General features: G+C 43.3%; 23 protein-coding genes and 1 other annotated feature. Of the genes, 7 read left to right on the top strand and 16 right to left on the bottom strand.

Annotation, left to right across the window (positions count from 1 at the left end; translation table 11 throughout):
* Positions 1-76: 76 nt before the first annotated feature.
* Positions 77-1513 (bottom strand): sensor histidine kinase, encoded by a 1437-nt coding sequence (locus tag OGM16_10190; GenBank protein ID UYJ45204.1) that lies wholly within the window; start codon positions 1511-1513, stop codon positions 77-79.
* Positions 1514-1739: 226 nt separating this feature from the next.
* On the bottom strand, positions 1740-1958 hold the full coding sequence (locus OGM16_10185; protein UYJ45203.1) for a helix-turn-helix transcriptional regulator: 219 nt from the start codon (positions 1956-1958) through the stop codon (positions 1740-1742).
* A gap of 134 nt (positions 1959-2092) precedes the next feature.
* On the opposite strand from OGM16_10185, the gene OGM16_10180 reads away from it, so the two are divergent.
* Positions 2093-2287 carry a hypothetical protein gene (locus OGM16_10180; GenBank protein UYJ45202.1) on the top strand — a complete coding sequence of 65 codons (195 nt, stop codon included), beginning with the start codon at positions 2093-2095 and terminating at the stop codon, positions 2285-2287.
* Between the two features lie 66 nt (positions 2288-2353).
* Here the strand turns inward: OGM16_10180 and OGM16_10175 are convergent, their stop codons facing one another.
* Both OGM16_10175 and OGM16_10170 read right to left on the bottom strand, forming a co-directional pair.
* Positions 2354-3061, bottom strand: a complete 708-nt coding sequence (locus tag OGM16_10175) for a GntR family transcriptional regulator (GenBank protein ID UYJ45201.1) — start codon at positions 3059-3061, stop codon at positions 2354-2356.
* 36 nt (positions 3062-3097) lie between these two features.
* Positions 3098-3904 carry a gluconate 5-dehydrogenase gene (locus tag OGM16_10170; GenBank protein UYJ45200.1) on the bottom strand — a complete coding sequence of 269 codons (807 nt, stop codon included), beginning with the start codon at positions 3902-3904 and terminating at the stop codon, positions 3098-3100.
* A 306-nt stretch (positions 3905-4210) separates the two neighbouring features.
* Between OGM16_10170 and OGM16_10165 the strand changes: the two genes are divergently transcribed.
* Entirely contained in the window at positions 4211-5431 is a 1221-nt protein-coding gene (locus OGM16_10165) for a 6-phosphofructokinase (GenBank protein UYJ45199.1), read from the top strand.
* Positions 5432-5728: 297 nt separating this feature from the next.
* On the opposite strand, the gene OGM16_10160 is transcribed toward OGM16_10165, so the two are convergent.
* Positions 5729-6778 carry a mannonate dehydratase gene (locus tag OGM16_10160; protein ID UYJ45198.1) on the bottom strand — a complete coding sequence of 350 codons (1050 nt, stop codon included), beginning with the start codon at positions 6776-6778 and terminating at the stop codon, positions 5729-5731.
* Between the two features lie 454 nt (positions 6779-7232).
* Between OGM16_10160 and OGM16_10155 the strand changes: the two genes are divergently transcribed.
* Positions 7233-8111: an AraC family transcriptional regulator gene (locus tag OGM16_10155; protein ID UYJ45197.1), complete on the top strand. Its 879-nt coding sequence runs from the start codon at positions 7233-7235 to the stop codon at positions 8109-8111.
* 116 nt (positions 8112-8227) lie between these two features.
* Positions 8228-9169: a radical SAM protein gene (locus OGM16_10150; GenBank protein ID UYJ45196.1), complete on the top strand. Its 942-nt coding sequence runs from the start codon at positions 8228-8230 to the stop codon at positions 9167-9169.
* Positions 9170-9952: 783 nt separating this feature from the next.
* On the opposite strand, the gene OGM16_10145 is transcribed toward OGM16_10150, so the two are convergent.
* The 4 genes from OGM16_10145 to OGM16_10130 form a co-directional block, all read right to left on the bottom strand.
* Positions 9953-11305 carry an MATE family efflux transporter gene (locus tag OGM16_10145; protein ID UYJ45195.1) on the bottom strand — a complete coding sequence of 451 codons (1353 nt, stop codon included), beginning with the start codon at positions 11303-11305 and terminating at the stop codon, positions 9953-9955.
* Positions 11302-12033: a hypothetical protein gene (locus OGM16_10140; GenBank protein UYJ45194.1), complete on the bottom strand. Its 732-nt coding sequence runs from the start codon at positions 12031-12033 to the stop codon at positions 11302-11304. The genes OGM16_10145 and OGM16_10140 overlap by 4 nt, the downstream gene beginning before the upstream one ends.
* A 23-nt stretch (positions 12034-12056) precedes the next feature.
* Positions 12057-13283, bottom strand: a complete 1227-nt coding sequence (tyrS, locus tag OGM16_10135) for a tyrosine--tRNA ligase (GenBank protein ID UYJ45193.1) — start codon at positions 13281-13283, stop codon at positions 12057-12059.
* A 412-nt stretch (positions 13284-13695) separates the two neighbouring features.
* The gene (locus OGM16_10130; protein ID UYJ45192.1) at positions 13696-14877 is read right to left on the bottom strand and encodes a transposase; all 1182 of its coding nucleotides are present in this window, start codon (positions 14875-14877) and stop codon (positions 13696-13698) included.
* Positions 14878-15290: 413 nt separating this feature from the next.
* Positions 15291-15553: a binding site (T-box leader), on the bottom strand.
* Between the two features lie 141 nt (positions 15554-15694).
* Between OGM16_10130 and OGM16_10125 the strand changes: the two genes are divergently transcribed.
* A complete protein-coding gene (locus OGM16_10125) occupies positions 15695-16726 on the top strand; it encodes a 3-deoxy-7-phosphoheptulonate synthase (GenBank protein ID UYJ45191.1) in 1032 nt (343 codons plus the stop codon).
* Between the two features lie 143 nt (positions 16727-16869).
* On the opposite strand, the gene OGM16_10120 is transcribed toward OGM16_10125, so the two are convergent.
* From OGM16_10120 to OGM16_10095, 6 genes are all read right to left on the bottom strand, one after another.
* Positions 16870-17712 carry an undecaprenyl-diphosphate phosphatase gene (locus tag OGM16_10120; protein ID UYJ45190.1) on the bottom strand — a complete coding sequence of 281 codons (843 nt, stop codon included), beginning with the start codon at positions 17710-17712 and terminating at the stop codon, positions 16870-16872.
* 37 nt (positions 17713-17749) lie between these two features.
* Positions 17750-18439 carry a uracil-DNA glycosylase gene (locus OGM16_10115; GenBank protein ID UYJ45189.1) on the bottom strand — a complete coding sequence of 230 codons (690 nt, stop codon included), beginning with the start codon at positions 18437-18439 and terminating at the stop codon, positions 17750-17752.
* A gap of 42 nt (positions 18440-18481) precedes the next feature.
* Positions 18482-19243 (bottom strand): imidazole glycerol phosphate synthase subunit HisF, encoded by a 762-nt coding sequence (gene hisF / locus OGM16_10110; protein ID UYJ45188.1) that lies wholly within the window; start codon positions 19241-19243, stop codon positions 18482-18484.
* A gap of 37 nt (positions 19244-19280) precedes the next feature.
* Positions 19281-19889 (bottom strand): imidazole glycerol phosphate synthase subunit HisH, encoded by a 609-nt coding sequence (hisH, locus tag OGM16_10105; GenBank protein UYJ45187.1) that lies wholly within the window; start codon positions 19887-19889, stop codon positions 19281-19283.
* Positions 19890-19935: 46 nt separating this feature from the next.
* Positions 19936-20598 carry a hypothetical protein gene (locus tag OGM16_10100; GenBank protein UYJ45186.1) on the bottom strand — a complete coding sequence of 221 codons (663 nt, stop codon included), beginning with the start codon at positions 20596-20598 and terminating at the stop codon, positions 19936-19938.
* 169 nt (positions 20599-20767) lie between these two features.
* Positions 20768-21961 (bottom strand): phosphopentomutase, encoded by a 1194-nt coding sequence (locus OGM16_10095; protein UYJ45185.1) that lies wholly within the window; start codon positions 21959-21961, stop codon positions 20768-20770.
* Between the two features lie 258 nt (positions 21962-22219).
* Between OGM16_10095 and asnA the strand changes: the two genes are divergently transcribed.
* Both asnA and OGM16_10085 read left to right on the top strand, forming a co-directional pair.
* Positions 22220-23227, top strand: coding sequence for an aspartate--ammonia ligase (gene asnA, locus OGM16_10090; protein ID UYJ45184.1), 1008 nt, complete (start codon positions 22220-22222; stop codon positions 23225-23227).
* Positions 23228-23248: 21 nt separating this feature from the next.
* On the top strand, positions 23249-23905 hold the full coding sequence (locus OGM16_10085) for a trimeric intracellular cation channel family protein (GenBank protein UYJ45183.1): 657 nt from the start codon (positions 23249-23251) through the stop codon (positions 23903-23905).
* Positions 23906-24022: 117 nt separating this feature from the next.
* On the opposite strand, the gene OGM16_10080 is transcribed toward OGM16_10085, so the two are convergent.
* Complete coding sequence (locus OGM16_10080) at positions 24023-25690, bottom strand: Na/Pi cotransporter family protein (protein UYJ45182.1); 1668 nt, start codon at positions 25688-25690, stop codon at positions 24023-24025.
* Positions 25691-25694 lie beyond the last annotated feature (4 nt).

Raw genomic sequence — 25694 nt, 5'->3', positions numbered from 1 at the left:
CTGTCTCCATATTCTCCCTGAATCTTTCAAAATCTCCCTGATACCGGATTACTTCGTGCCCTGCACTCCCCCAATTCTAAAAACTCGCGATATCCTTTGGTGTAAAGGCCAGCTGTACAGCTGTTCCGCACCCTTTGTGGCTGTAAATATGCATTTCCCCGTCTTCGTACATTCCCCTGACTCTGCGGTAAATATTTCCCACACCAATGCCAATCTCATTTTCCGTACCGTCATTTAACGCAGCCCGGATCTGTTTTAACCGGTCTTCTTCCATGCCAGCACCAGTATCCGCCACTGAGATCCACAGCCGTCCGTTGTGCATCCATGTCCTTATAAAGATCCTTCCGCCTTTGCTGTCCTTAGAAAGCCCATGTTTAATGGAGTTTTCCACCAGAGGCTGCAAAACAAAGGAAGGAACTAACACTTCCAGGGTTTCCGGTGCACAGTCCGTATCATAACGGACCCGCTGACCAAATCGCATTTTCTGAAGATACATATAATCCTGAATGATCTTAAGCTCCCGTTCTAAAGGCATCACAGCTCCTGCGGACTTTAAATTATAGCGGAACAGGCGGCTTAAAGCTGTGATCATCTTCTCCGTCGCTGCCGCATCCTCGATCTGGGCTGTGCTGGCGATCATATTTAAGGTATTAAATAAAAAATGGGGATTGATCTGGCTCTTTAGCATCTGAAGGCGCATGTCATTTAATTTCTGCTCCATAGCATGTTTTTCTTCCATAGTGCGGATATTGTCCCTGGTAGAAGCCTTCATACGGCAGAATTCATGGACCAGGCGGCTGATCTCATCTTCCCCCTCCGTCACTACATCCGGGCCTGTAAAATCATTTTCACCGATGCGCACAGAATCGGCAGCCAGCTCCACTATAGGCTTTACAATATAACGGCTGGCCGTACGGTTAAGCTGGCGCACCATCCAGAATGCTGCCATTCCACATATAAGGCTGCATACCGGTATTACCGTCAGCATATATCGTTGCTGTTCATAGGCACGGCTTCCGCCCCGCACAGTCAGCTGCTCCAATTGCCCGGCCTGTCCTGTAAGATATTCCTGGATCCGCCTTATTTTGTAAACCTGGGGCATATCTTCCTCTGTCAGATGTTCTTTTTCCAGAAGTCCATTTAATACGACCTCATAATTTTCATAAAGATTGCGCAGTGTCCATGTCCTGGCATACCGTTCTTTTCCAATATTCCTGTATTCAAAGGGCAGCTCATTTAACAGCCCCTTTGTATGCTTTGTACTTTCTTTTAACGTTTCCAGGCTTTCATCAGAACGCTCCTGGATATATTTATCAAAAGCTGCGCTTTCTTCGTCCATAGATGTCCAGAATGCAAGGCTCTGGGAATTATCCTTTAAAATACTTCCAAAGCCGCCAAGCCCGAAAAAAGCTACCAGCATATTGGCTGCAATGGACAAAAACACCACCGCGCCAGCCGAAAAGGTAAGATATTTCAGTTTTTCCTGCAGCGGAAGCCGGAACCATTTCTTCATCCCTTTCTCCTTCTTTTATATAATCCTTTTCTTTCTTAATCATGTTTTTGGCGGGTCCCAAGTTCAAAAATCCACCTTCAAGCAAGCTTGCATCGGATTTATGACCTTTTGATCCTGGTATCATTTTATATTACTTTGCAGGATTTTAAAAGATAGGAAAGCGTAAAAAATGCTCCGGCAGGCTTATCAGATATCTGCCGGAGCTGTTTTTCTTTAAAATTTTAACTTATAATTTCTGATCCTTATCTGATGGCACGTATACCGCAATATCCTCGATCTGACATCCAAGTATCCTGCACAGATCATTGATTGTCCTCATTGAAATATCCTGGTTGTGCTTTAAACGGTGCAGAGTGCTGTCTGATATATGATGCTTCTTGGTCAGTGTATACCAGCTTTCCTCTGATATTTCCAGTGTTTTCCAAAACGGTGAATAATCGATCATCCTATGCCTTCTCCTGTAACCCCTTCTTAATAGGTCAAGCATAAGTTAGATTTTACATCTTGAATATCTTCGTAATAACGAATATACTATAGGTATTATGATGTATAAAAAAAGTACTCATGGAGGTGGGGTATATGAGTTGGTATACAAAAGAAGAGATTGAAAAGCTGCTAGAAGACGAAGAACTGAGAAAACGCATCGCCCGGTTCGTTACTATGTCAGGTGAGGAATTTTTTGATGAAGTATACACTCATCTTTCCCCTGAAGAGCTGGAAGAATACCTGGAGGAAAATCCCAGTGAAAGAAAATATATGAAGCTATATGAATAAAGCTCCCCCCCAAGATCAACTATAAAAAGTTTTCTGGAATATTATAGTATGTTAAAGGACGATCTGTCAGATGACAAACCGTCCTTCTTCTGGTTCTTCTTTAAAATAATCTTTATACTCTACCTCTATTGCATGACGCATACGCTTCATACTGTAATAAAGATGATCCTTTAATGCCTTTTCCAGACCCTTTTCATCTTTTTCACAGAGCAGCCTGAACAATTCCTCATGTTCCTCTGTAATACGACTAAAATCCGTCTCTGTTGTAAAATCCAGCATACGGAATCTGGTATAATGCAGCTGCTGTGCCTGGAGCATTTCCCACAATGTCTGTCTTTTCACAGCCCCAAACCAAATGGAATGAAGTTGTGCATCCATACGGTAAAAGCGCTCAGGTTCAAAGCCCGGTGTCTGGATCAGTGCTTTCTGCATGGCAATGGCATGACGTATTTCCTCCATGACCATAGGATTCTGTACATTCAGAAAATCCCTCAGCACCATGGTCTCCACTGCTACACGCATATAGATCATCTGCTTGATATTATCCAGACTTAGCAGTGTCACATAAGTTCCCCTGTAGGGAACTGTCTCCACAAATCCCTGCTCCTGGAGCAGACGCAGGGCATCACGCACCGGGGTCCTTGAAACCCCGAAGCGCTCACAGATCTCATTTTCACTGACCATGCGCCCCGGTTCCAATTTCAGATCTAAAATTTCTCTTTTTAATGTCTCAAATACCTGCTCGCCGCGGTTTCTGAAATTTGTCCCACTCATTCAGTTAATTTCCTGTCTTTCTTAAAGTGCATCCTGTTATTTAGGCTGCTTGCCAATGTAAGCCAGAATACCACCATCTACATACAGTACCAGACCATTAACAAAGTTGGAAGCATCGGAAGCAAGGAATACTGCCGGACCACCCAGATCCTCTGCATCGCCCCAGCGTCCTGCAGGAGTCTTGCTTACGATAAACTGGTCAAATGGATGTCTGGAACCGTCTGGCTGGATCTCACGAAGAGGTGCAGTCTGAGGGGTTGCAATATAACCAGGTCCGATACCATTACACTGGATGTTGTATTCGCCGTATTCAGATGCAATATTCTTGGTCAGCATCTTTAAGCCGCCCTTTGCAGCTGCATAAGCAGATACAGTTTCACGTCCCAGTTCACTCATCATAGAACAGATGTTAATGATCTTTCCGTGTCCTTTCTTGATCATGCCCGGGATAACAGCCTTAGATACGATAAATGGTGCATTTAAGTCTACATCAATAACCTGTCTGAACTCAGCTGCGCTCATCTCGCACATCGGAATACGTTTAATGATACCTGCATTGTTTACCAGGATATCGATCACACCTACTTCTTTTTCAATCTGTGCTACTAATGCATTTACAGCCTCTTCATCAGTAACATCGCATACATAGCCATGAGCCTTGATGCCCTCTGCCTCATATGCAGCCAGGCCCTTATCTACCAGCTCCTGTTTGATATCATTAAATACGATCGTTGCGCCAGCACCTGCCATTGCCTTTGCGATCGCAAAGCCGATCCCATAAGATGCGCCTGTGATCAGTGCTACTTTGCCTTCCAGTGAAAAGTTGTTTAAATAGTCTGCCATTGTCCAATTCCTCCTGCTCTCGTTTTATGTACTCCCAAAATTCAAGAATACAAATTCCAGAATACATTTTGTTTTAACTTTTGTTTGTATTTGGATTTATTTCGATACTTTGTATACAAGTCTGCATATCTGTATACAGACTAGCAGATATATCTCTGGAAAACAATGGGAATAGTTTACAAAAAAATCCTATGTTTTCTATGCACTTTTACGAATTACATTGCATTTAAACCTTCTTTTCGTTATACTGAAAGAGTTGAACTACAACAACTATGATTTCTTTACAAATGAGAGGAGGATTTTTCTTTGAGTAAAAATATTCTTGTAGGCCAGTCCGGCGGACCTACCGCAGTGATCAACGCCAGTCTTTACGGCATCATCAAAGAAGCTGCTGCACATTGTGACAAGGTCGGACATGTTTACGGCATGATCAATGGTATCGAAGGTTTTCTTTCCGGACATGTAATGGACCTTTCTGCTGAATTATCAGACGAAGATTTAGAGCTTTTACGTCTTACACCGGCTGCCTATCTTGGTTCCTGCCGTTATAAACTTCCGGAAAATCTGGATGCTTCCGTATACACCCTTCTTTTTGAAAAATTTGAACAGTTAAATATCGGTGCTGTTTTCTATATCGGCGGAAATGATTCCATGGATACTGCTGACAAGCTTTCCCGCTGGGCAGCCAATAACCATAAAGACATTTCCTTTATTGGTGTCCCTAAGACCATTGACAATGACCTTCCCGTTACTGATCACACTCCGGGATATGGCAGCGCAGCCCGCTATGTTGCTTCCACCGTCCGTGAGATCGTTCTAGATGCCTCTGTTTACCAGCAGCCGGCCGTTACCATTGTAGAGCTTATGGGCCGTCACGCAGGCTGGGTCACTGCAGCCAGCAGTCTTGCCCGCAAGTTCGAAGGAGACAATCCTCTCCTTATTTATATGCCGGAAGCTCCATTTGAAATGGAAAGCTTCTTTACTGACCTGGAAAATGCTTTAAGCAAGAGTACTGCCGTTGTAGTATGTGTATCGGAAGGTATCCGCGATGCTTCCGGAAAATTCATCTGCGAATACTCCACTGAAGCCCAGTTAGACACCTTCGGCCATAAGATGCTCACCGGCTGCGGAAAGCTTCTGGAAAGCTATGTGCGTAACCGCTTTGGAGTAAAGGTACGCTCTGTAGAGTTAAATGTAAACCAGCGCTGCAGCAGCCTGCTTGCTTCTCTTACAGATATCAATGAGGCTGATATGGCTGGACGCACCGCTGTAAAATGTGCCTTAGAAGGTGTTACCGGAAAAATGATCACATTTAACCGCACAGACAATAATGAATACAGTCTGGAATACGGTCTGGTAGATGTGTGCGATGTATGTAATAAGGAAAAGCCATTCCCAGCTGAATGGATCACCGGCAATAACAACGACATTTCCCCTGAATTTGCAAAATACGCACTGCCTCTGATCAAGGGCGTGCCAGAACATGTATTTGAAGACGGTGTACCGAAATATCTGTACAGAAAATAAAATAACCGTAAATTTTCCCCGCTCGGTGAGCGGGGATTTTTGATGTAAACTGCAGCCTCAGACTTACAGGCGGAGATTTAGCGCTTTTATATAAAAAATACCACAGCCCCGGCATTATATTGCCGGAAACTGCGGTATTTTTTATTGCTATATTTTCGATGCCATTTTATTTCCTGCCAACAGGCAGGAAACAGATTTCTTTTATACTTACGTTTCCGTCCCGTCAGAGGGACTTAGACACACGATCCCGTGCTTACGCACTCTACTGTCTGCTTTCCCGGACTATCCCCAGGTTAATTACTTGCTCATCTTCTCAACAGCTTCAAATAAACCGTTCAGATAAGTTGCACCCAGTGCTCTGTCGTACAGACCATATCCTGCACGTCCTGTTTCGCCCCAGATCATACGTCCGTGGTCAGGTCTTACATAGCCGTCAAAGCCATTGTCTACCAGTGCTTTAACGATTCCAAACATATCAAGGGAACCACAGCTGGAAAGGTGTGCTCTCTCCTCGAAACCATTATCCAGAACAGCTACGTTTCTTAAATGTGCAAAATGGATACGTCCCATTGCTGCATACTTAGCTGCCATCTTTACTACATCGTTCTTTCCAGAGCATCCTAAAGAACCGGTGCAAAGTGTAATACCATTATGCTTGTCATCAACCAGCTTTAAGAAACGGTCCAGGTTCTCTTCGCAGGTAATGATTCTTGGAAGTCCGAAAATGCTCCAGCATGGATCATCCTCATGGATCGCCATATTTACATCACACTCAGCAGCTACCGGGATCACTCTCTCCAGGAAATACTGTAAGTTGTTCCATAAATCATCTTCGCTTAAGTTGTTGTACTCAGCAACTACTGCCTTTAAGCCTTCTCTTGTGTAGCTGGAGTCCCAGCCTGGAAGAGTTAAGTCACTGTCACTGTTTAAAGGATTTACAGCATCTACCTGCTCCTGATAGTAAACCAGGGAAGTAGATCCGTCAGCCAGCACATGGTCTAACTGGGTTCTTGTCCAGTCAAATACAGGCATGAAGTTGTAGCAGATACATTTAATGCCTGCTTCAGCAACACGGCGGATGTTCTCACAGTAATTTTCAATGTATTTATCTCTGGTTGGCTTGCCTAACTTAATATCCTCATGAACCGGGATACTTTCAATTACATCAAAGCCAAGGCCAGCGTCCTCAACCTGCTTCTTTAACTTCGCAATGCTCTCGCGGCTCCATACCTCACCAACAGGAACATCGTAAACTGCAGTTACGATAGACTGCATACCTGGGATCTGGCGGATATTCTCCAGAGTCACCTTGTCATCTTCTCCGTACCATCTGAATGATAATTTCATTGAAACTTCCTCCTTTAAACATTATATATTTAAGCTTTAACATCATTATATACTTAATATACTCAAACTTAAAATTTTTTCTGCACATTACAAAATACGTGATCTAAATCGATTGCAAAGATAATACCCTGATTTCTCACACATGTACCATCTATATTATGAATTATACCAGAACTTCCGTTTTCGTCCATAGTCATAATTGTTGTGCATATTGCAAAAGTTGTTGTTTATGTTATACTAGTATAATCCACGATAATTACCGATCCATTACACGCAGGATAAATTTTCATGTGCAAGGAAGCTGAATGAGGCGATGCCGGTGGCATCGTCGATTGAAGCTGACGCGGCAGATGGAAATTTAAACAAGTGAAAGGGGCGGATAATTATTGTGGATTATACTAGGTGTGATACGGAAAAATCAAAAAATATCTTTCCTTACATGGGAGGTTTTTACATGAAACAGATTTCCATGGATTTCAATAAACGGCAATACATGCGGCCGGTAGATTTTGAGCTTTTTTATTATAACGATACTGAGCTGCGTTCTGTTGCCTCTCACCACCATGATTACTGCGAATTTTATTTTTTTCTGGAAGGAAATGTCAAATACCACATCGGCGATGCTATATACAAACTTTCCTACGGTGACTGCCTGCTGATTCCTCCGGGAATCCCCCATTTTCCGGAATTTCTCTCCTTCGACCAGCCATACCGCCGTTTTGTACTCTGGCTGAACCGGTCTTATTATGAAAAACTCCATAAACAGGATACTGACCTGACCTATTGCTTTGACACTGCTGCCTCTAACCAGATCTACCGCATTCCTACCGACCGTATTACAGCCCAGGATATCCTGGGAAAGCTGATGGATCTGTTAGAGGAAAATAGTTCCGAGCGTATTTTTCATGCCCAGGCAAGAGAACTGATGGCTATGTCTTTCCTTGTATACATTAACCGGCTCCTTTACAGCAGCCTCCACGAACATTCCCAGGTATTTGAAAATGCCCTTTACTTAAAAATATGTGACTATATCCATCAGAATCTGGAAGATGATCTAAGTCTGGAACGGATCGCAGCAAATTTTTATGTGAGTAAATACCACATTGCCCACATTTTCAAAGATAATATGGGAATTTCCTTGCATCAGTATATATTAAAAAAGCGGCTTCATGCCAGCCGCCAGGCGATCCTCTCCGGCGAACCTATCAGCCGTATTTTTCCACAATATGGTTTTAAAGATTACACCAGCTTTTTCCGTGCTTTTAAAAAAGAATACGGGATCTCACCGAAAGAATACAGGGAGCAGCACCGGCTGATCAGAACCGAACCATAAATGGACAAATGCTCCCACAAAGAGCACTTGCAAGATATGCACTCCCGCAAAATCGACCACAAAAACAGGTGCAGGGAAGATTCCGAGAGTACATAAATACAAAAAGGAGTTTCTATATGAACTTACCTGACTATACAAACTGTACACTCTGTCCCAGAATGTGTCATGTAAACCGCAGTGTGACCACAGGCTACTGCGGCTGCTCAAGTCACATTTCAGCAGCCAGAGCCGCCCTTCATAAATGGGAGGAACCGGTACTTAGCGGACCGGAAGAAGAACCAGGCGGCAGCGGCGCTGTCTTTTTCTCCGGCTGTACCTTACGCTGCTGTTTCTGCCAGAATTCAATACTAAGCAAGGACCATTTTGGTAAAGAACTGACCGTAAACGAACTTGGAGATGCTTTTTTGCGTCTTCAGGACAAAGGTGCTTACAATATCAATCTGGTAACGCCTACCCAGTTTTTTCCGGATATCATTAAAACACTGGATCTGGTCCGCCACAAGCTGCATATTCCTGTAGTCTGTAACTGTGGCGGCTATGAACGCCCGGAGATCATTTCCCTGTTAAAAGATTATATTGATATCTGGCTTCCTGATTTTAAATATTTTGACAATGAACTGGCTTTTCGCTATTCAAAAGCAAAATATTACTTTGAACAGGCCTCTGCTTCTATTGCCCAGATGATCCACCAGACCGGCGCACCCGAATATACACTCCATCCTTCCTCTGTCCCCGGCAGACCGGATTTTCCCTTAATGACGAAAGGCATCATTATCCGCCATATGGTCCTTCCCGGTCACAAGGATGACTCTATCCGGTTGCTTTACTGGATCCACCAACATTTTCCGGAGCATTCCTATCTGGTAAGTCTGTTAAGCCAGTACACTCCTTATACCCAAAATCCGGACTATCCCCAGCTAAACCGCCGGATCACTTCTTATGAGTATAACAAAGTAGTAGATACTGCCCTGGAGCTTGGCATGACTGACGGTTTTATGCAGCAAAAAAGCAGTGCGAAAGAAGAATACACACCGCCTTTTAATCTGGAAGGGCTGTAAAACGAAAGCTTGGTTGCCAAATGTCTATACGTCCTTGCGTGCAAGCACGCAGTCCGCATAGCCGCTTGGTAACACTTTCGCAATAAAATAAGACGGATATCGAATCTTTGATTAACCACTTCGCGATTACGATATCCGCCTTCTGACTATCTCGTCCATTGGACCAAGCCTCTCTTTTCTGAAACATTTGTTTTTCGTTTCTTTTCTCTATATTCAATTGTGTGCCTCATTTCTTTCTCTTCCGCTTTTCTTTTCTCACTCTTTCTTTTTATATTTCTTTCTATCTGGTAATCTTCTTTCGTCCTGACCATACTTTCTCGTCATATGACCAAACCGAAAACTGGATTTTCCAATTTTGTACTCTTCTCTTTTCGATACTCTTACGGATAGTTTTTTAAGTAAGCGGTTTTAAAAGATTGAGGTTTGTCCTAGTCTCATTTATAAATCACATCTTTTATAAATGAAACAATGTTATCCTTCTGGTGGTCCGTACCTCCTTTTCTTAGATTTTTTCGAAACTGATTGTCTACAATTTCTTTTTTATTTATTTTCTTCGTTCTTTTGTTGTCTTTAATATACCAGATATCCCGCATTTTGTCAATACTATTTTAAAATTAATTCTATATTTTTAGCATATTTTAAAATTGTATTTATTGATTATAATTATTTATATTTTTTGTACATTTTAATACTTTTATTTTGTATTCAAAACGTATTTATCAGAATATTCTATTAAGTTTTCACCATATGTATCGCGCAATAAAAAAGACCCCCGAAAGGATCTTACACTGCATCTTTTTTCGGGAATCTTTTTCGTATTTTATAATATGTAAACATATGAGCTGAAGCCGTTATGATCCAGGAAACCGGATAGGACAGATAAAGCACTTCAAGGGTCCGGCAGGAAGCAAAGATCGTAAAGATCCAGAATACACGGAAGCCGCAGGCTCCTGTTAAGGATACGATCATTGGAAGTACAGAATATCCCAGACCTCTTAAACTTCCTACCATACAATCCATAAGACCGCACAGAAAATAGGTACCGCAGATAATACGCAGTCTGCGCATGCCAAAGGCAAGTACCTCCGGATCAGAAGAATAGATACTTAAAAGTCCTTTTCCTCCAAATACAGCTCCCAGTCCCAGGATCAGACCTACTACTGTTACAACTCCCAGACAGATATTTTTAATCTTGTCAATACGGCTGTATTTCTTACCGCCCAGGTTCTGGCTGGTAAAGCTTAAGCTGGTCTGGTATACAGCATTCATAGCCGTGTATACAAAGCCTTCAATATTGGCAGAAGATGTATTTCCTGCCATGGCAATAGAGCCGAATGAGTTTACAGATGACTGGATCAGCACGTTGGAAATAGAGAAGATCGCCCCCTGCATACCTGCCGGCAGACCTATACGTATGATCTGTTTCAATTTTTCAGGTACAATGCGCAGCTTGGAAAGATGAAGCTTCATAGCTCCCCTTTCCTTCATCAGGCTGCGGATGATCAGGCCCGCAGACACACATTCAGAAATAACGGTTGCCCAGCCAACGCCATCTACGCCCATTCCCAGCTGTATTACAAAAAACAGGTTCAAAACTACATTTACAGCTCCGGCTGCAAATAAAAAGTACAACGGACGTCTGGTATCCCCTACCGCCCTTAAAAGAGCTGCACCGAAGTTATAGATCATCAGCACCGGCATCCCAAAGAAATAGATCTTCAGGTACAATGCCGCCTGATCCAGTACATCATCCGGTGTTCCCATAAGGGTAAGCATCGGCCTTGAAGCAGTTTCTCCCAGAAGCACCAGAAACAGACCGCTTAATATAGCCATCATAATAGCTGTGTGGACTGTATCCTGAATATCTTTTTCCTTCTGGCCGCCATAATATCTGGCAGCAAGAACATTGACACCTACTGATAATCCCACAAATACATTGATCATTAAATTGATCAGTGAGGCGGTAGAACCAACAGCTGCCAGTGCTGTACTTCCCGCAAACCTTCCTACTACAATGATGTCTGCCGCGTTAAAAAGCAGCTGAAGAATACCGGAAAGCATAAGGGGAACTGAAAAAACAAGGATCTTGCCCAGAAGTGGGCCGTTACACATATCTATTTCATATGATTTTTTCATTCTACGCATGCTCCGCTTCCATCCAGCCTGCGGCCATCTATGGTACAATTGCTCATCATCACACCATCAGAAAGGTTCAGATAATAGGTATGCCCCATAGATTCCTGCCAGCCTGTTAACATATATCCATCTGCACCAAACAGATACCATTTTTCATTGATCTTCGCCCAGGAAGTAAGATAATCCCCCTGATACAGATAACGCCAGCCCTTTACATCCTTCTCCCATTTTCCCAGATGGATATTCCTGTAACCAGCCATATCACTTTCTGGAACAGCAGTAAAATAATATTCCTTCCGCTCATCCTCTGTGGAAAATTCCACCATGTAACAACGTTCCAGAGAGTCATATACATCCCCCGATGCTTTTTCACGGCTAAAGGTCTCCGGACGGATGACAGGATAATGTTCCCCTTCTTTCAGACCATAGACTCTGCATTCTAAGTTTTTCTCTGTACCACCATTATAGGTGATCAGATAATAGCTTAAAGTCACATCTCCCAGATCTACCTGGTCTGTATTTTTTGTAACAGTAAATGTATCATTTTCACAGGTACGATTACCCATTACATAAGAAGTATATCCGTCATAAACAGGTGTCTGCCTGTTGTTTATATCCATATGAAGGGTGAGTGGTACATCTTTCTTAAAGGAAGAACCTGCTTGAGAAGAGAAGGTACTTCCCACAGCAAAGGCTGCTGCAAGAAGCAGTGTCATATAGTTTTTCACCAAGCATCCTCCTCTCATTTATCTTACTTTAAAATAACTTTCTTAAAGTTCTTCTTTCCGCGCTTGATCACAACACCATCACCTGCAAACTGTTCTTTTGCAAATACTGCCTTGATATCCTTGATCTGTGTTCCGTCAGCAGATACACCGCCCTGTTCTACATTTCTTCTTGCCTCAGAACGTGATGCGGCCAGTCCTGATTTTGTAAGAACAGTTAAAATGTCGATATTTCCATCTGTGAAATCTTCTTCACCCAGTTCACAGGTTGGCATATTTTCGGTATTAGCGCCGCCTGCAAATAATGCTCTTGCACCTTCCTGTGCTTTTGCAGCCTCTTCTTCCCCATGTACCAGCTTGGTCAGTTCAAATGCAAGGATCTCTTTTGCCTTATTTAACTGGCTTCCTTCCCACTTGTCCATTTCATCGATCTGCTCTAATGGCAGGAAAGTAAGCATACGCAGGCACTTAAGTACATCAGCGTCACCTACGTTTCTCCAGTACTGGTAAAAATCAAATGGAGAGGTTTTTTCAGGATCCAGCCATACAGCACCTGACTGGGTCTTGCCCATCTTTTTACCTTCGGAGTTTAATAACAGGGTAATGGTCATAGCATGAGCATCTTTGCCCAGCTTACGGCGGATCAGCTCTGTACCGCCTAACATATTGCTCCACTGGTCATCACCGCCGAACTGCATGTTGCAGCCATAGCGCTGGAACAGCTCATAGAAGTCATAGCTCTGCATCAGCATGTAGTTAAACTCTAAGAAGCTTAAGCCTTTTTCCATTCTCTGCTTGTAGCACTCTGCACGGAGCATATTATTAACGGAGAAATGAGGACCTACTTCCCTTAAAAATTCAATATAATTTAAGTTCATCAGCCACTCAGCATTGTTTACCATCAGGGCTTTTCCATCAGAGAAATCAATGAAACGGCTCATCTGCTTTTTGAAGCAGTCACAGTTGTGCTGGATGATCTCAGGTGTCATCATCTTACGCATATCAGTACGTCCTGATGGATCTCCTACCATACCAGTACCGCCTCCGATCAGGGCGATCGGCTTATTTCCAGCCATCTGAAGACGTTTCATCAGGCACAGTGCCATAAAATGTCCTACATGAAGACTGTCAGCAGTTGGGTCAAAACCAATATAGAAAACTGCTTTTCCTTCGTTTACCATTTTACGGATTTCTTCTTCATTTGTTACCTGGGCGATAAGACCTCTGGCAACTAATTCTTCATAGATCTGCATTTTTTTCTTTCCTTTCATTACCATCCCGTATACTAGTACATCGTTTTCGAAATAACTATACTACTCACTTGTCTGCGAATCTGATTGCACAGGCCTAAAAGCCTCAGCGTAGCCCGCTACGCCTGCGTTTTTAGACCTGCACACTCAAATCCGCATCCTACGTGATTAGTACAGTTATTTACGAAACGATGTACTAGATACCTATTTCTAAGTATAACATATTTTTTCTTTCATGTACAAGGAACAGGGAGATTCCCAGGGATTTCGCTTTTAGCACTGTATATTTATAAATAGTGCCCCTCTCACGCTTATTTTCTCTTTTGCTTCCTGAATAGCTGAATGCGCACAACGTCCCCCCTTAGTTAAATTTAGCTCATTTCAAAGCGCCTGTTTTTATTTTCCCACTGACAGACTATCCGCCCTTTTCATACAAGATACTTTTTACTTTTTCCAATAATAGCTCATCACAAAACTTCCGGTTCACACTTTTTCGGCTGATTCCACTTTCTTTAAATCTTTGAATACGGCGATACAGGTATAATTCTCTCATGTTGAAGCCGATGATCATCAGATCAAATATTACTTCTGTTGCTGCATGGCAATAGCAATGTTTTGCGTGATAATACGTTTTCAACTGGTGGAATCCATTCTCTTCTATATCCCATCTTCGGTTCATCATCTCCCATAAAACCCGAGGTTCCCCTTGATCCAGAGTCGTTACCAGCCACATCCGGCGTTCGTTTTCTTTCCAGCTTTCATGATATCGGATCACACGAAGCTTATGGGGACTATTATCTATCTCAAATCCTGAAAGATCCCAGACTTCTATATTCTTTTTTCCACAGGTAAACGACCTTTTTTTCCCCTCATCCCGCTTAAACAGGCTTTCCGCATCCTGAAACAGTTCCCTTCGTTCATCTTTTAGTCGGATCACCGCATCCAGTCCGCACTCTTTTATCGTATTGATAAATGGGGCATTCAGATACAGCGCATCTGCTACGATCACATCTGCGAAATGTCCGTGTCTTTCCTTCAGACGTCTGATCAGCTTTTTTCCTCCTGTCAGTTCTCCTTCATCTTTTTCCGCTCCGTCCCTCGGTTTTAACATTTCCTGGCCCAGGATTACATGTGGCGTTTTTCCTACTGTCATACAGACCACGCTCCGGTGGAAATATTCTGTTTCACCTGCACGGTTTTTCCGGCTAAGGCAGTCCGAACAGGACTTTTTTGTGCTGTTGAACAATTCCACTCCATCGATACCGGCTACAACATATCCACCTATAGTCCCTTCCCGAAATACACGGTTGCTTTTTATGATATCGATCGTCTGGTCGTGGATCTCACGGATCTCATCTGGATCTATCTGGGTAAGAAGGTCACGGACCGCATCAATTTTAGGTATTTTTCCATGTATGCAGTTTTTCAATCGTTTTCCCATACTTTCAGGCGCAGAAAAAACTGTATGAAAACTCTCATACTGCAGCATCAGAAAGAGCAGTGCCGGCATGACGATATTAAATAATGGGATCGTTCTTCTTTTTCTTTTGTCCGATAACCCCTTGATTTTCTCCGGGATTTTATATACACTTTTCATATAAGTTAGCAGCTTCTTTAATGCTAATTTTTCATTAAGGACACCTTCTTTCGTGTTGTTTTGTGGGTAACATAATTATACAATAAAAGGTGTCCTTTTTGATTGCTTATGCAGAAAAAACAGTAACTTTTTATTCAATATGAGAATTCCCCGTTCTGCCAGATGGATCCCTTGCAAAACGGGGAACTTTTTATCTTAAAAGCGAAATCCCTGGGAGATTCCTGATTATTAAATGTTACAGTTCAGCCATGACATCTTCTTGTTTCCATATTCATGAAAACAAGAAGCACGGTGGGTTCACCATATGCTGATTTGGATGAAAAAGTGCTTATGCAAGCAAGCTTGCAACACACTTTCTCATTCAAACCAGCGCATGGCTGAACTGTAACTATTAAATAAAAAAGCTCCGTCCCCTAAAGGACGAAGCATAAAGATCCGTGTTACCACCTTAATTTACAGACAGCTCACACCGTCTGCCTTAAAAGGTACGCTCTTTCGAGGATACCCTGGTACTATAACGTGTACCGCCTCCGTTGCAGCCTACTAAACGATCTTATCATTATTCAGTGCAAAGCTCAGGGATGTATTCATATCCTGCTTTCCATGCGCCTCTCATCAGCCGGCTGCTTTCTGTATGCTTTTGCAGAAAATTACTTGTTCCCATCATTGCCAAGTCATGAAATTAAGGCTATTATAGGCAGTTATCCTATTTTTGTCAATGGGATTTTTTTGCGTTGCAACTTCCCCAAAGTTATACTATAATGAGTCCTAAAGAAAATTGAGCCATACTAAAGTTACATCGGGAGGATAAAGACCAATGAGTTTCACACTTGTAAATGAACTTCCAAGCCCCGCAGAGATCTTAGAGCAGTTTCCTCTGCCTGAAAAGCTGGCAGCTTTAAAAGCTGAAAGAGATGAAGAGATCAAAAAAGTAATTACCGGAGAAAGCAATAAATTCCTTGTTATCATCGGACCTTGCTCCGCTGATAATGAAGATGCTGTCTGCGACTATACAAACCGTCTTGCAAAGGTTCAGGAGAAGACCAAAGACAGACTTCTCATTGTTCCAAGAGTTTACACCAATAAGCCAAGAACCACAGGCGAAGGCTATATGGGCATGCTCCACCAGCCTGATCCTGAGAAAAAGCCGGATATGCTCCAGGGGATTATTTCCATCCGTCATATGCACATGAAGGTATTCCGCGAGACCGGAATGTCCACTGCTGACGAAATGCTGTATCCGGATAACCTTCAGTATCTGTCCGATATTATGTCCTATATCGCAGTTGGCGCCCGTTCTGTTGAAAACCAGTATCACCGTCTGGTAGCCAGCGGCTGTGACGTACCGGTGGGCATGAAAAATCCTACCAGCGGCGATCTCAGCGTTATGTTAAACTCTGTTGTAGCAGCCCAGCTGCCTCATGATTTTATCTTCCGCGGTGACGAAGTTTCCTGCCCCGGAAACCCATTGGCACATACCATTCTGCGCGGTGCTGTAAACAAGCATGGCCAGTGCATCCCTAACTACCATTATGAGGACCTGCACCTGCTCTTTGAGCTTTACTCCAAGAGAAACTTAAAGAACCCGGCCTGCATCGTAGATACCAACCATTCCAACTCCAACAAAAAGTATGCAGAACAGGTACGTATCGCAAAAGAAGTTCTCCACAGCCGCCGTCATTCTGATGATATCCGTCATCTGGTAAAGGGTCTGATGATCGAAAGCTACATCGAGCCAGGAAACCACAAGATCGGCGAACACTGCTACGGACAGTCCATTACCGACCCATGTCTGGGCTGGGATGAGTCTGAAAAGCTGCTGTATGATATTGCTGAAATGGCAGATTAAAAATAATCGTTAAAAAAACTCCGTTCCTGATATATGAGCAGGACGGAGTTTTTTTGTCTGCAGTATTTTAGCTGCCCGTTATGGACATTTTAGTATTTATTGATCCATTGCCTGGCCGACCGGGCATTTTTGCGGAACTATGATTATGATGCCAGTGCTGTGATCCCGAAGTATGCCAGCACCACAATACCTAAAATAATACGATAATAACCAAAGAATTTAAAATCATGCCTGCGCACATACCCCATTAAGAACTGGATAGAGTATACAGATACGCCAAATGCAACAAGCATTCCCAGAATGGTGTAAAAAATCTGCGGCCCGGTCAGGGCATTGCCTTTTATGAAAAACTTTACAAGCTTTAAAAAGCTGGCCCCGAACATGACCGGGATCCCTAAAAAGAAGGAAAATTCAGCTGCCGCACCTCTGGAACAGCCAAGTACCATGGCTCCTAAAATCGTAGATCCGGAACGGGACGTACCCGGTATCAGGGACAGAAGCTGGAACAGACCGATAAAAAGGGCTGTTTTTGCAGAAATATGACCTACTTTGGTAATAGACGGATTGGCTGTAATAGAACTGTTTTCCAGAACAATAAACAGTACACCGTAAATGATCAGTGTGGCAGCTACCACATAGGCGTTGTATAAATGTGCTTCCATCCAGTCATCTAAAAGAAGTCCGAATACAGCTGCCGGGACACATGCGATCACGATCTTGATCCACAATGCCCATGTAGCCTGTTTCTGTCTGGAAGACTTTGCTGGGCTGAATGGGTTTAATTTGTGAAAATACATTACTGCAACCGCTAGGATAGCGCCTAACTGGATCACCACCAGGAACATGTCTTTAAACGCATCCGGCTGGTTTAACCGGATGATCTCATCTACCAGGATCATGTGGCCGGTGCTGCTGATGGGCATCCATTCTGTGAAACCTTCTACAATTCCCAGAACGATCACCTTTAAAATCTCTACTATACTCATAATTGCTCCTTATATATCATTTTTTGATCACGTCAGCTTATTTCGCCTGCTTTTCTATGTTTTCGATCTGCCAGTCAACAGGCTCTAAACCATGTTTCCTGAGGAAATCATTGGTCTTGCTGAAAGGACGGCTGCCGAAAAATCCTCTGTATGCAGATAATGGGCTTGGATGGGGCGCCTCTAAGATCATATGCTTTGGATTGTTTAACATAGCCTTCTTTGCCTGGGCCGGTCTGCCCCACAGGATAAAGACCATGGGACGGTCCTGTTCATTTAACACACGGATGGCAGCATCTGTAAACTGCTCCCAGCCAATATCATGGTGGGAATTTGCCTGATGGGCCCGCACAGTCAGAACTGTGTTTAAAAGCATAACGCCCTGGTCTGCCCATTTCTTCAGATAACCGTTATTTGGTATGTAACAACCCAGATCATCATGCAGCTCCTGATAAATATTCACCAAAGATGGCGGAATATCTATATCCGGCTTTACGGAAAAACTCAGGCCATGGGCCTGGCCATTGTTGTGATAGGGATCCTGACCCAGGATCACTACTTTTACCTTTTCCAGTGGTGTAAAGGCAAAGGCATTGAAAATGTCATCTGGTGCCGGAAAAATCTCTCTTGTTTCATACTCATGTTTTACAGTTTCATATAATTTTTTATAATATGGCTTTTTAAACTCTCCGCTTAAGGGAGCCAGCCAGTCATTAGATATCGCAGCCATTTTATGCTCCTTTTCTCTTGTATGTTCTCTTCAGGCACACCCTTATCTCCGAACGGAAATACCTTGGTCAGCCAGATAATCCTTCAGCTCACAGATTTCCAGTTCCTTATAATGGAACATGGAAGCAGCCAGGACCGCATCTGCTTTGCCTTTTGTTAATGCATCATAAAAATGCTCTTTTGTACCTGCACCGCCAGATGCGATCACAGGAATGCTTACCAGATCTGCTACTGCTGCAGTCAGTTCATTGTCATATCCGGCTTTTGTGCCATCGCAGTCCATACTGGTAAGAAGGATCTCACCTGCGCCTAATGAATCTGCTTTTTTCGCCCATTCCAGCACATCCAGACCTGTATCTAAACGTCCGCCGTGTTTGTATACATTCCACCCGGAACCATCTGCCCTGCGCTTGGCATCGATCGCTACCACAACGCACTGTCTTCCGAATTTCTGTGCTGCATCATGGATCAGCTGCGGGTTATCAATGGCAGATGAGTTAATGGATATCTTATCAGCGCCTTCCCGAAGAAGCATGCGGAAATCTTCCACTGTACGGATCCCACCGCCTACTGTAAAAGGGATAAACACCTTTTCTGCCACCTTGCGCACCATATCTACTACTGTTTTTCTGTGGTCAGAGGACGCAGTAATATCAAGAAATACCAGTTCATCTGCTCCTGCTTTGTCATAAGCTGCCGCTATCTCCACCGGATCACCGGCATCTTTTAAATTTACAAAATTAACGCCTTTTACAACACGGCCGTTATTCACATCTAAGCATGGAATGATCCTTTTTGTAAACATATTTTATTTTCCTTTCTCCAGGTATGTGTAAAAGCCACTATGACAGTTTAATGAAGTTTTCAAGGATCTTAAGACCTGTCTGGCTGCTCTTTTCCGGATGGAACTGGCAGGCGAACAGGTTTCCTTTCTCGACTGCTGCGTGAATATGTGTCCCGTATTCCGTAGTAGCTGCTACAATATCTTCTGATCCTGCTTTCAGATAATAGGAATGGACAAAATATACATAACTGCCATCTGGAATGTCCTGAAACAATCTGGAATCCGGACGTACTTTCAGGGAGTTCCAGCCCATATGTGGAACTTTCATCCCCGGTGCTTCCGGTATCTTTAGGATCTTTCCCGGAAGCAGTCCAAGACCTTCTACACCAGGGCTTTCTTCGCTGCTTTCAAACATCAGCTGCAGTCCCAGACAGATCCCCAGAAAAGGGGTCCCTTTTTTTACGATCTCTTTTATCACATCTACCAGTCCATACTGGTGCAGACGTTCCATTGCATCCCCAAAAGCACCTACTCCCGGAAGGATCACTTTATCAGCCGCCAGAAGTTCTTCCCTGTCTCTGGTGATGACCGGTGTTTCTCCAAGATAAGCTAATGCTTTTTCCACGCTTTTTAAATTTCCTGCATCATAGTCTATTACAGCGATCATGGTCATTCCTCACTTTCGTCTTTTATCTGGCTTTTACACTGCTATTTTATTTTTCAAGCATCCAGCGGACAGAATTTTCATGGACAGAAACGCCACGTTCCTCCGCCTCCTTAGGAAGCTGGTAAAAGCTTTCATTTATACGGTATAATCTGGATTTACGGTTAAAATAAATGATCTTTTCAAAAGGCCAGCGCATAACAGTGGGAGTTGCGAATCCTTCTCCCAGTTCCAGGATCACAAGAGAACGGTTAATCGTACCGGTCTGCCATTTCATATAATCTTTCCATCTTGGAAGATAGCCTTCTTCAATATATGTTTCTGCCTTTATAGTATTTCCTGTAAGCGGGGCTTTGCAGTGTGGACAGACATCATCTGGCACTTCACTTTCTTCCCAGATGTCCTTGGTACATGCCTTAGAACACTGTCTCCAGTGGATATTTCCGCAGGGAGCCACGATCCTGTTTTTATCAAAGGGCATTTCATAAACAGCCCCGTCTGTTAAAGTAGTGACAATGTAATAGTCTTTCTCTTTTATCAGATCATAAAGGGCTTCATAAGCTGCCTCCAGATCAGCCTGGGATGGATCTGTTAAATGGCAAAAGCGGATATCTTTTTCATCATCCCTCAGCGCCCATTCTTTTCCGATCCCAATGAGGACTTTCTGGGCTTCTTTTATCTTTTCCATGACCTCTGTCTTTACATTTTCCATTAATTTCTCTGCCTTCCTGCAAATTATGTCAATCAACATAATACCACAGACAGCCTTTCATTTCAATGAAACAGTTTATAAACCCTTTGCAGTCCTTTTTAACGGGAATACAAAAAACAGGCAGAAGCTTTTCTCCCGCCTGCTTTAAAAATACAGATACTGTTCTCAATTATTTAAACTGCCCTAAAATAGAAGTTCCAATGGTTCCTTCCGGCATTTTCACATCAAAATTATCTGCAATCGTAGCACCGATAACACCAAAGGTATCTGCTTCTTCCAGTTTTCCATCTCCTTTTAATGACGGGGAATAAACTAACAGCGGTACCTGCTCTCTCGTATGGTCTGTACCGGTCCATGTAGGATCATTTCCATGGTCTGCTGTGATCATTAACAGATCATCCTCTTTCAGATTCTTTAACAGCTCACCCAGCTTTACATCAAAGCTTTCCACTTCTTTTGCATAGCCTTCCGGATTTCTTCTGTGCCCCCAAAGTGCATCAAAATCAACCAGGTTGACAAAGCAAAGACCTGTAAAATCATTGTTCTGCAAAATGTCGATGGTCTGTTCCATGCCGTGAACAGAACTTTTTGATTTATAAGCCTCTGTAATGCCTTCCCCGTCAAAAATATCTCGGATCTTTCCTACAGAGATCACATCATATCCGTTTTCTTTTAATGCATCCAAAGCCGTTTTTCCTGTTGGTTTTAAGGCATAATCATGGCGGTTGCTGGTACGCTTGAATTCACCTTTTTTCTTTCCTACATAAGGTCTTGCAATGACGCGTCCTACTCTCCACTCATCCTTTAAAGTCAGCTCCCTGGCGATCTTGCAGCAGCGGTAAAGCTCATCCAGTCCAAAGGTTTCCTCGTTTCCACAGATCTGGAGCACTGAATCAGCAGATGTATACACGATCATGTGACCGGTTGCGATCTCCTCTTCTGCCAGCTCATCCAGGATCTCTGTACCGCTGGCGCTTTTATTTCCAATGATCTTATGTCCGGTACGTTCTTCCAGTTCATGGATCAGTTCAGGTGGGAAACCATGGTCTGTAAATGTAACGAATGGCTTTGTGGTATAAATACCCGTCATTTCCCAGTGTCCTGTCATAGTGTCTTTTCCGCAGCTTTTTTCATTAAGGACCAGCTGATAGCCCAATGGATGTTCTGCAGGTGTTACTCCCTTTAAAGGATGTAAATTCGCCAGCCCCAGCTTTGTAAGGTTTGGGATTTTCCAGTTATCATGCTTCTCAGCAATATGACCCATGGTATCTGCACCGTCATCGCCGTAAGCAGCCCCGTCTTTTGCATGACCTGCGCCAAAAGAATCCATTACTATCAAAAAAATGCGTTTAAATTTCTTCATTATTTTCATTCCCTCCCATTATTTTTCCGTTTTTTATACATTTTTGCTTTATTTCCATATCTAATATCAGTATACACAAAATAGAAAAATAAAAAAATGCCATATGGCATTTTTTACAGGAAGTAATTTTTCATAAAACCTTTGACTTTCTTATCATTTTTTACTTGAAGCTTCTTTGTAATAATGTTACCATGTACATATTGTATGTTCTCCAGAACTTTTCGGGGGAACATAACATTTCTCAGGAGGAATATATCAATGGAACTGTTTATACCGGAGCACTATGATCCCCGGCTGGATATACGTGAGACCCAGGATGCCATTAAATATATCCGCGATACTTTCCAGAAGGAAATGGGACGCGAGATGCACCTGGAACGTATTTCCGCACCTTTATTTGTAGAAAAAAGCAGCGGTTTAAATGATAACTTAAACGGCGTAGAACGCCCTGTATCTTTCGATATGGCTGCTATTCCTGGTGAGACCATGGAAGTTGTACACTCCCTTGCAAAGTGGAAACGTATGGCATTAAAAGAATATGGTTTCCAGCCAGGAGAAGGTCTTTACACCAACATGAACGCCATCCGCCGGGATGAGGAGCTGGACAATCTCCACTCCTGCTACGTAGACCAGTGGGACTGGGAGAAAGTCATTACCAGGGAAGACCGCAATGAAAAGACCTTAAAGGATACTGTACGTCTGATCTTTAAGATCATCAAGCACATGCAGCACGAAGTATGGTACAAATATCCTCAGGCTGTAAACCAGCTGCCAGATAATATCTTCTTTATCACTACCAGTGAACTGGAAGCTATGTACCCGGATAAAACCCCAAAGGAACGTGAAAACCTGATCACCAAAGAACACGGCTGCGTATTTTTAATGCAGATCGGTGACAAGTTAGCCAACGGAAAGCCACATGACGGCCGTGCACCAGACTATGATGACTGGAAATTAAACGGTGATATCCTTTTCTGGTATCCAACCTTAAACTGCGCGTTGGAGATCTCCAGCATGGGTATCCGTGTAGATGAGACTTCTTTAAGGGAACAGCTTGAAAAATCCGGCTGCACAGACCGTATGGAGCTTCCTTATCACAAGATGCTTTTAAACGGAGAGCTTCCTTATACCATCGGCGGTGGTATCGGACAGTCCCGTCTGTGCATGCTTTTACTGGACCGAGCCCATATCGGCGAAGTACAGGCAAGTATCTGGCCGCAGGAAATGCGTGATACCTGCAGGAAGCATAAAATCTACTTACTGTAATTACAGGAGATCTGATCAATCATGGGGAATTCTATTTCAATCTTCTTTCTGATCGAGGCTGTGGGAACCATTGCTTTCGCCTCTTCCGGCGCTATGGTGGCTATCCGGCAGAATCTTGATCTTCTGGGGATCATTGTATTAGGTGTTACAACAGCAGTTGGCGGAGGTATGATGAGGGACATCCTTTTAGGGATCGTTCCTCCCAGCCTTTTTACCAACCCGGTTTACACGATCATGGCATTTGTCACTGTCCTGATCCTTTTTACAGTCATCCGTATGAACCAGCATTTCTTAGAGGGTGACTGCATCATCACTTATGAAAAGCTGATGAATATTTTTGATGCTATTGGACTGGCTGCTTTTACAGTAACAGGTATTGATACTGCTGTAATGGCTGGATACGGGAATTATCATTTTCTCTCTGTTTTCTTAGGAGTTCTTACCGGCGTAGGCGGCGGGCTTTTAAGGGATATTATGGCAAGGCAGACTCCTTATATCCTGAAAAAACATGTTTATGCCTGTGCTTCCATTGCAGGGGGAATGTGCTATTCTTTCCTGCTTTCCAGCCCTGTTAATAACGATGCTGCCATGATCATCAGCGCTGTTTTAGTGGTTGCTATCCGCCTTTTAGCCACTCATTATTGCTGGAACCTGCCAAGAGCGTTAAAGAAGTCCTGATATCATTTTGGACAACTCTTTTATAATAAGATTCCGAAAGAACATTAAAAAGCTGTATCTACCGATCCTTCAGTAAATACAGCTTTTTTCATATTTTCATAACATGTTTTATATTTTTTATTCGGCCGCAGGAACCGCTTCTTTATCGTTATTCCACTGGATCACATCATATGCTTCACCAATGTTTAACATATGGTCGCCGATTCTCTCATAGTCTGTGAGCATTTCTGAATACAGGATAGAGGACTCTACATTACAATGGCCTTCCCGCATACGGTCGATCTGATTCTGACGGAAATTGTCAGTAATATCATCGATCTTCTGCTCTATGGCCTTGATCTTCTCTAAGGTAAATCCACTGTCTCCGGCTGCCGCCATTCTGAGCAGCTCCATACCTTCTGCACAGCTTTCATCCATGACCTTAAATTCATTTTTTGCATAATCTGAGAAATTCAGGTTTTTTTCCTGGATCGTCTGGGCATATTCTGCCAGGTTCATGGCATGATCGCCAATTCGCTCAATATTTCCTAAAATACTGTACATCTTATTTAATGCTTCAATATCCTGAGGTGTCTGGTCTAAAACAAGGACTTTGGATATCTTCTTTGACAGTCGTACGTTGGAAAGGTCGATCTCTTCTTCTCTGTCTGTGATCTCCTGGATACCATTTTCACCTGGTCCCTGTTCCATGGCCTTAAAGCTGTCAGAAACATTGGCAGCAGCCATAGCCAGCATATCCCGGATTTCTTCATGGATCTGGCTGATGGCAATGGTAGAAACACCCAGATGATGTTTGGAAGCCATCAGGCCTTCAAACCACTGGTCTGCATCCATCACATGCTTTACCTGGGTATCCGGAAGGATCTTCTTTGCAATATTTACTAACATCGGCCCAAATGGGAACAGGATTACAGTTGTGGCAATATTAAAGATGGTGTGCACATTTGCGATCTGCGCAGCCGGATTTGCCGGGTTAGTGGCGATCATCCAGTCTACAAATGGCGTTACCATACACAATACCACAAATATAACTGTACCGACTACATTGAACATCAGATGGATGGCTGTGGTACGCTTTGCATTTCTGTTGGTTCCCACAGAAGCCAGAACAGCCGTGATACAAGTACCGATATTCTGACCGAACAGTACGAACACAGCGCTGTGAAGACCTATCACGCCGCTTACAGCCAGTGCCTGTAAGATACCGATAGAAGCTGCGGAAGACTGGATCACTGCTGTGAACAGCGCGCCTGCCATAACACCTAACAGTGGGTTTTTAAAGCTGGTCATCAGCTGGATAAATTCCGGTTCATCACGAAGAGGAAGCATTGCATCGCTCATCATTCCCATACCGATGAAGATAACACCTACCCCGGCAACAATGCCGCCGATGTGCTGCAGCTTTTTGTTCTTAACAAAAACCACCAGTACAACACCGATAAATGCGATCAGCGGTGCTAAAGCACCTACGTCCAAAGCGATCAGCTGTCCGGTAATGGTGGTACCGATATTAGCACCCATAATGATCCACACAGCCTGTTTTAAAGACATAAGACCTGAGTTTACAAAGCCTACTGTCATAACGGTTGTAGCTGAAGATGACTGGATCAGTGCTGTGATGCCTGCGCCTACCAGGATTCCCATAAAGCGGTTGGTGGTCAGCTTTTCCAGAATCTGCTTCATCTTGTTTCCGGCAGCTGCTTCCAGATTATTGCTCATCATCTGCATTCCATACAGGAACAGCGCCAGACCTCCCAGAAGGCCCAAAAGCAATTCAACTCCCATTTTT

Source organism: Lachnospiraceae bacterium, assembly GCA_025758065.1.
Lineage (GTDB): Bacteria > Bacillota > Clostridia > Lachnospirales > Lachnospiraceae > Enterocloster.
Note: the sequence above shows the minus strand (reverse complement) of the source record. Positions and strands in the feature narration are given on the sequence as shown.

Excerpts from the sequence above, each read along its gene's own strand:
- asnA (UYJ45184.1), top strand. The coding sequence starts at position 22,220 with ATGGAACTGTTTATACCGGAGCACTATGATCCCCGGCTGGATATACGT.
- tyrS (UYJ45193.1), bottom strand. The coding sequence starts at position 13,283 with ATGCAGATCTATGAAGAATTAGTTGCCAGAGGTCTTATCGCCCAGGTA.
- OGM16_10180 (UYJ45202.1), top strand. The coding sequence starts at position 2,093 with ATGAGTTGGTATACAAAAGAAGAGATTGAAAAGCTGCTAGAAGACGAA.
- OGM16_10120 (UYJ45190.1), bottom strand. The coding sequence starts at position 17,712 with ATGAGTATAGTAGAGATTTTAAAGGTGATCGTTCTGGGAATTGTAGAA.
- OGM16_10130 (UYJ45192.1), bottom strand. The coding sequence starts at position 14,877 with ATGAAAAGTGTATATAAAATCCCGGAGAAAATCAAGGGGTTATCGGAC.
- OGM16_10170 (UYJ45200.1), bottom strand. The coding sequence starts at position 3,904 with ATGGCAGACTATTTAAACAACTTTTCACTGGAAGGCAAAGTAGCACTG.
- OGM16_10095 (UYJ45185.1), bottom strand. The coding sequence starts at position 21,961 with ATGAAGAAATTTAAACGCATTTTTTTGATAGTAATGGATTCTTTTGGC.
- OGM16_10145 (UYJ45195.1), bottom strand. The coding sequence starts at position 11,305 with ATGAAAAAATCATATGAAATAGATATGTGTAACGGCCCACTTCTGGGC.
- OGM16_10185 (UYJ45203.1), bottom strand. The coding sequence starts at position 1,958 with ATGATCGATTATTCACCGTTTTGGAAAACACTGGAAATATCAGAGGAA.
- OGM16_10115 (UYJ45189.1), bottom strand. The coding sequence starts at position 18,439 with ATGGCTGCGATATCTAATGACTGGCTGGCTCCCTTAAGCGGAGAGTTT.
- hisF (UYJ45188.1), bottom strand. The coding sequence starts at position 19,243 with ATGTTTACAAAAAGGATCATTCCATGCTTAGATGTGAATAACGGCCGT.
- OGM16_10150 (UYJ45196.1), top strand. The coding sequence starts at position 8,228 with ATGAACTTACCTGACTATACAAACTGTACACTCTGTCCCAGAATGTGT.
- OGM16_10155 (UYJ45197.1), top strand. The coding sequence starts at position 7,233 with ATGAAACAGATTTCCATGGATTTCAATAAACGGCAATACATGCGGCCG.
- hisH (UYJ45187.1), bottom strand. The coding sequence starts at position 19,889 with ATGATCGCTGTAATAGACTATGATGCAGGAAATTTAAAAAGCGTGGAA.
- OGM16_10160 (UYJ45198.1), bottom strand. The coding sequence starts at position 6,778 with ATGAAATTATCATTCAGATGGTACGGAGAAGATGACAAGGTGACTCTG.
- OGM16_10085 (UYJ45183.1), top strand. The coding sequence starts at position 23,249 with ATGGGGAATTCTATTTCAATCTTCTTTCTGATCGAGGCTGTGGGAACC.
- OGM16_10080 (UYJ45182.1), bottom strand. The coding sequence starts at position 25,690 with ATGGGAGTTGAATTGCTTTTGGGCCTTCTGGGAGGTCTGGCGCTGTTC.
- OGM16_10125 (UYJ45191.1), top strand. The coding sequence starts at position 15,695 with ATGAGTTTCACACTTGTAAATGAACTTCCAAGCCCCGCAGAGATCTTA.
- OGM16_10175 (UYJ45201.1), bottom strand. The coding sequence starts at position 3,061 with ATGAGTGGGACAAATTTCAGAAACCGCGGCGAGCAGGTATTTGAGACA.
- OGM16_10100 (UYJ45186.1), bottom strand. The coding sequence starts at position 20,598 with ATGGAAAATGTAAAGACAGAGGTCATGGAAAAGATAAAAGAAGCCCAG.
- OGM16_10190 (UYJ45204.1), bottom strand. The coding sequence starts at position 1,513 with ATGAAGAAATGGTTCCGGCTTCCGCTGCAGGAAAAACTGAAATATCTT.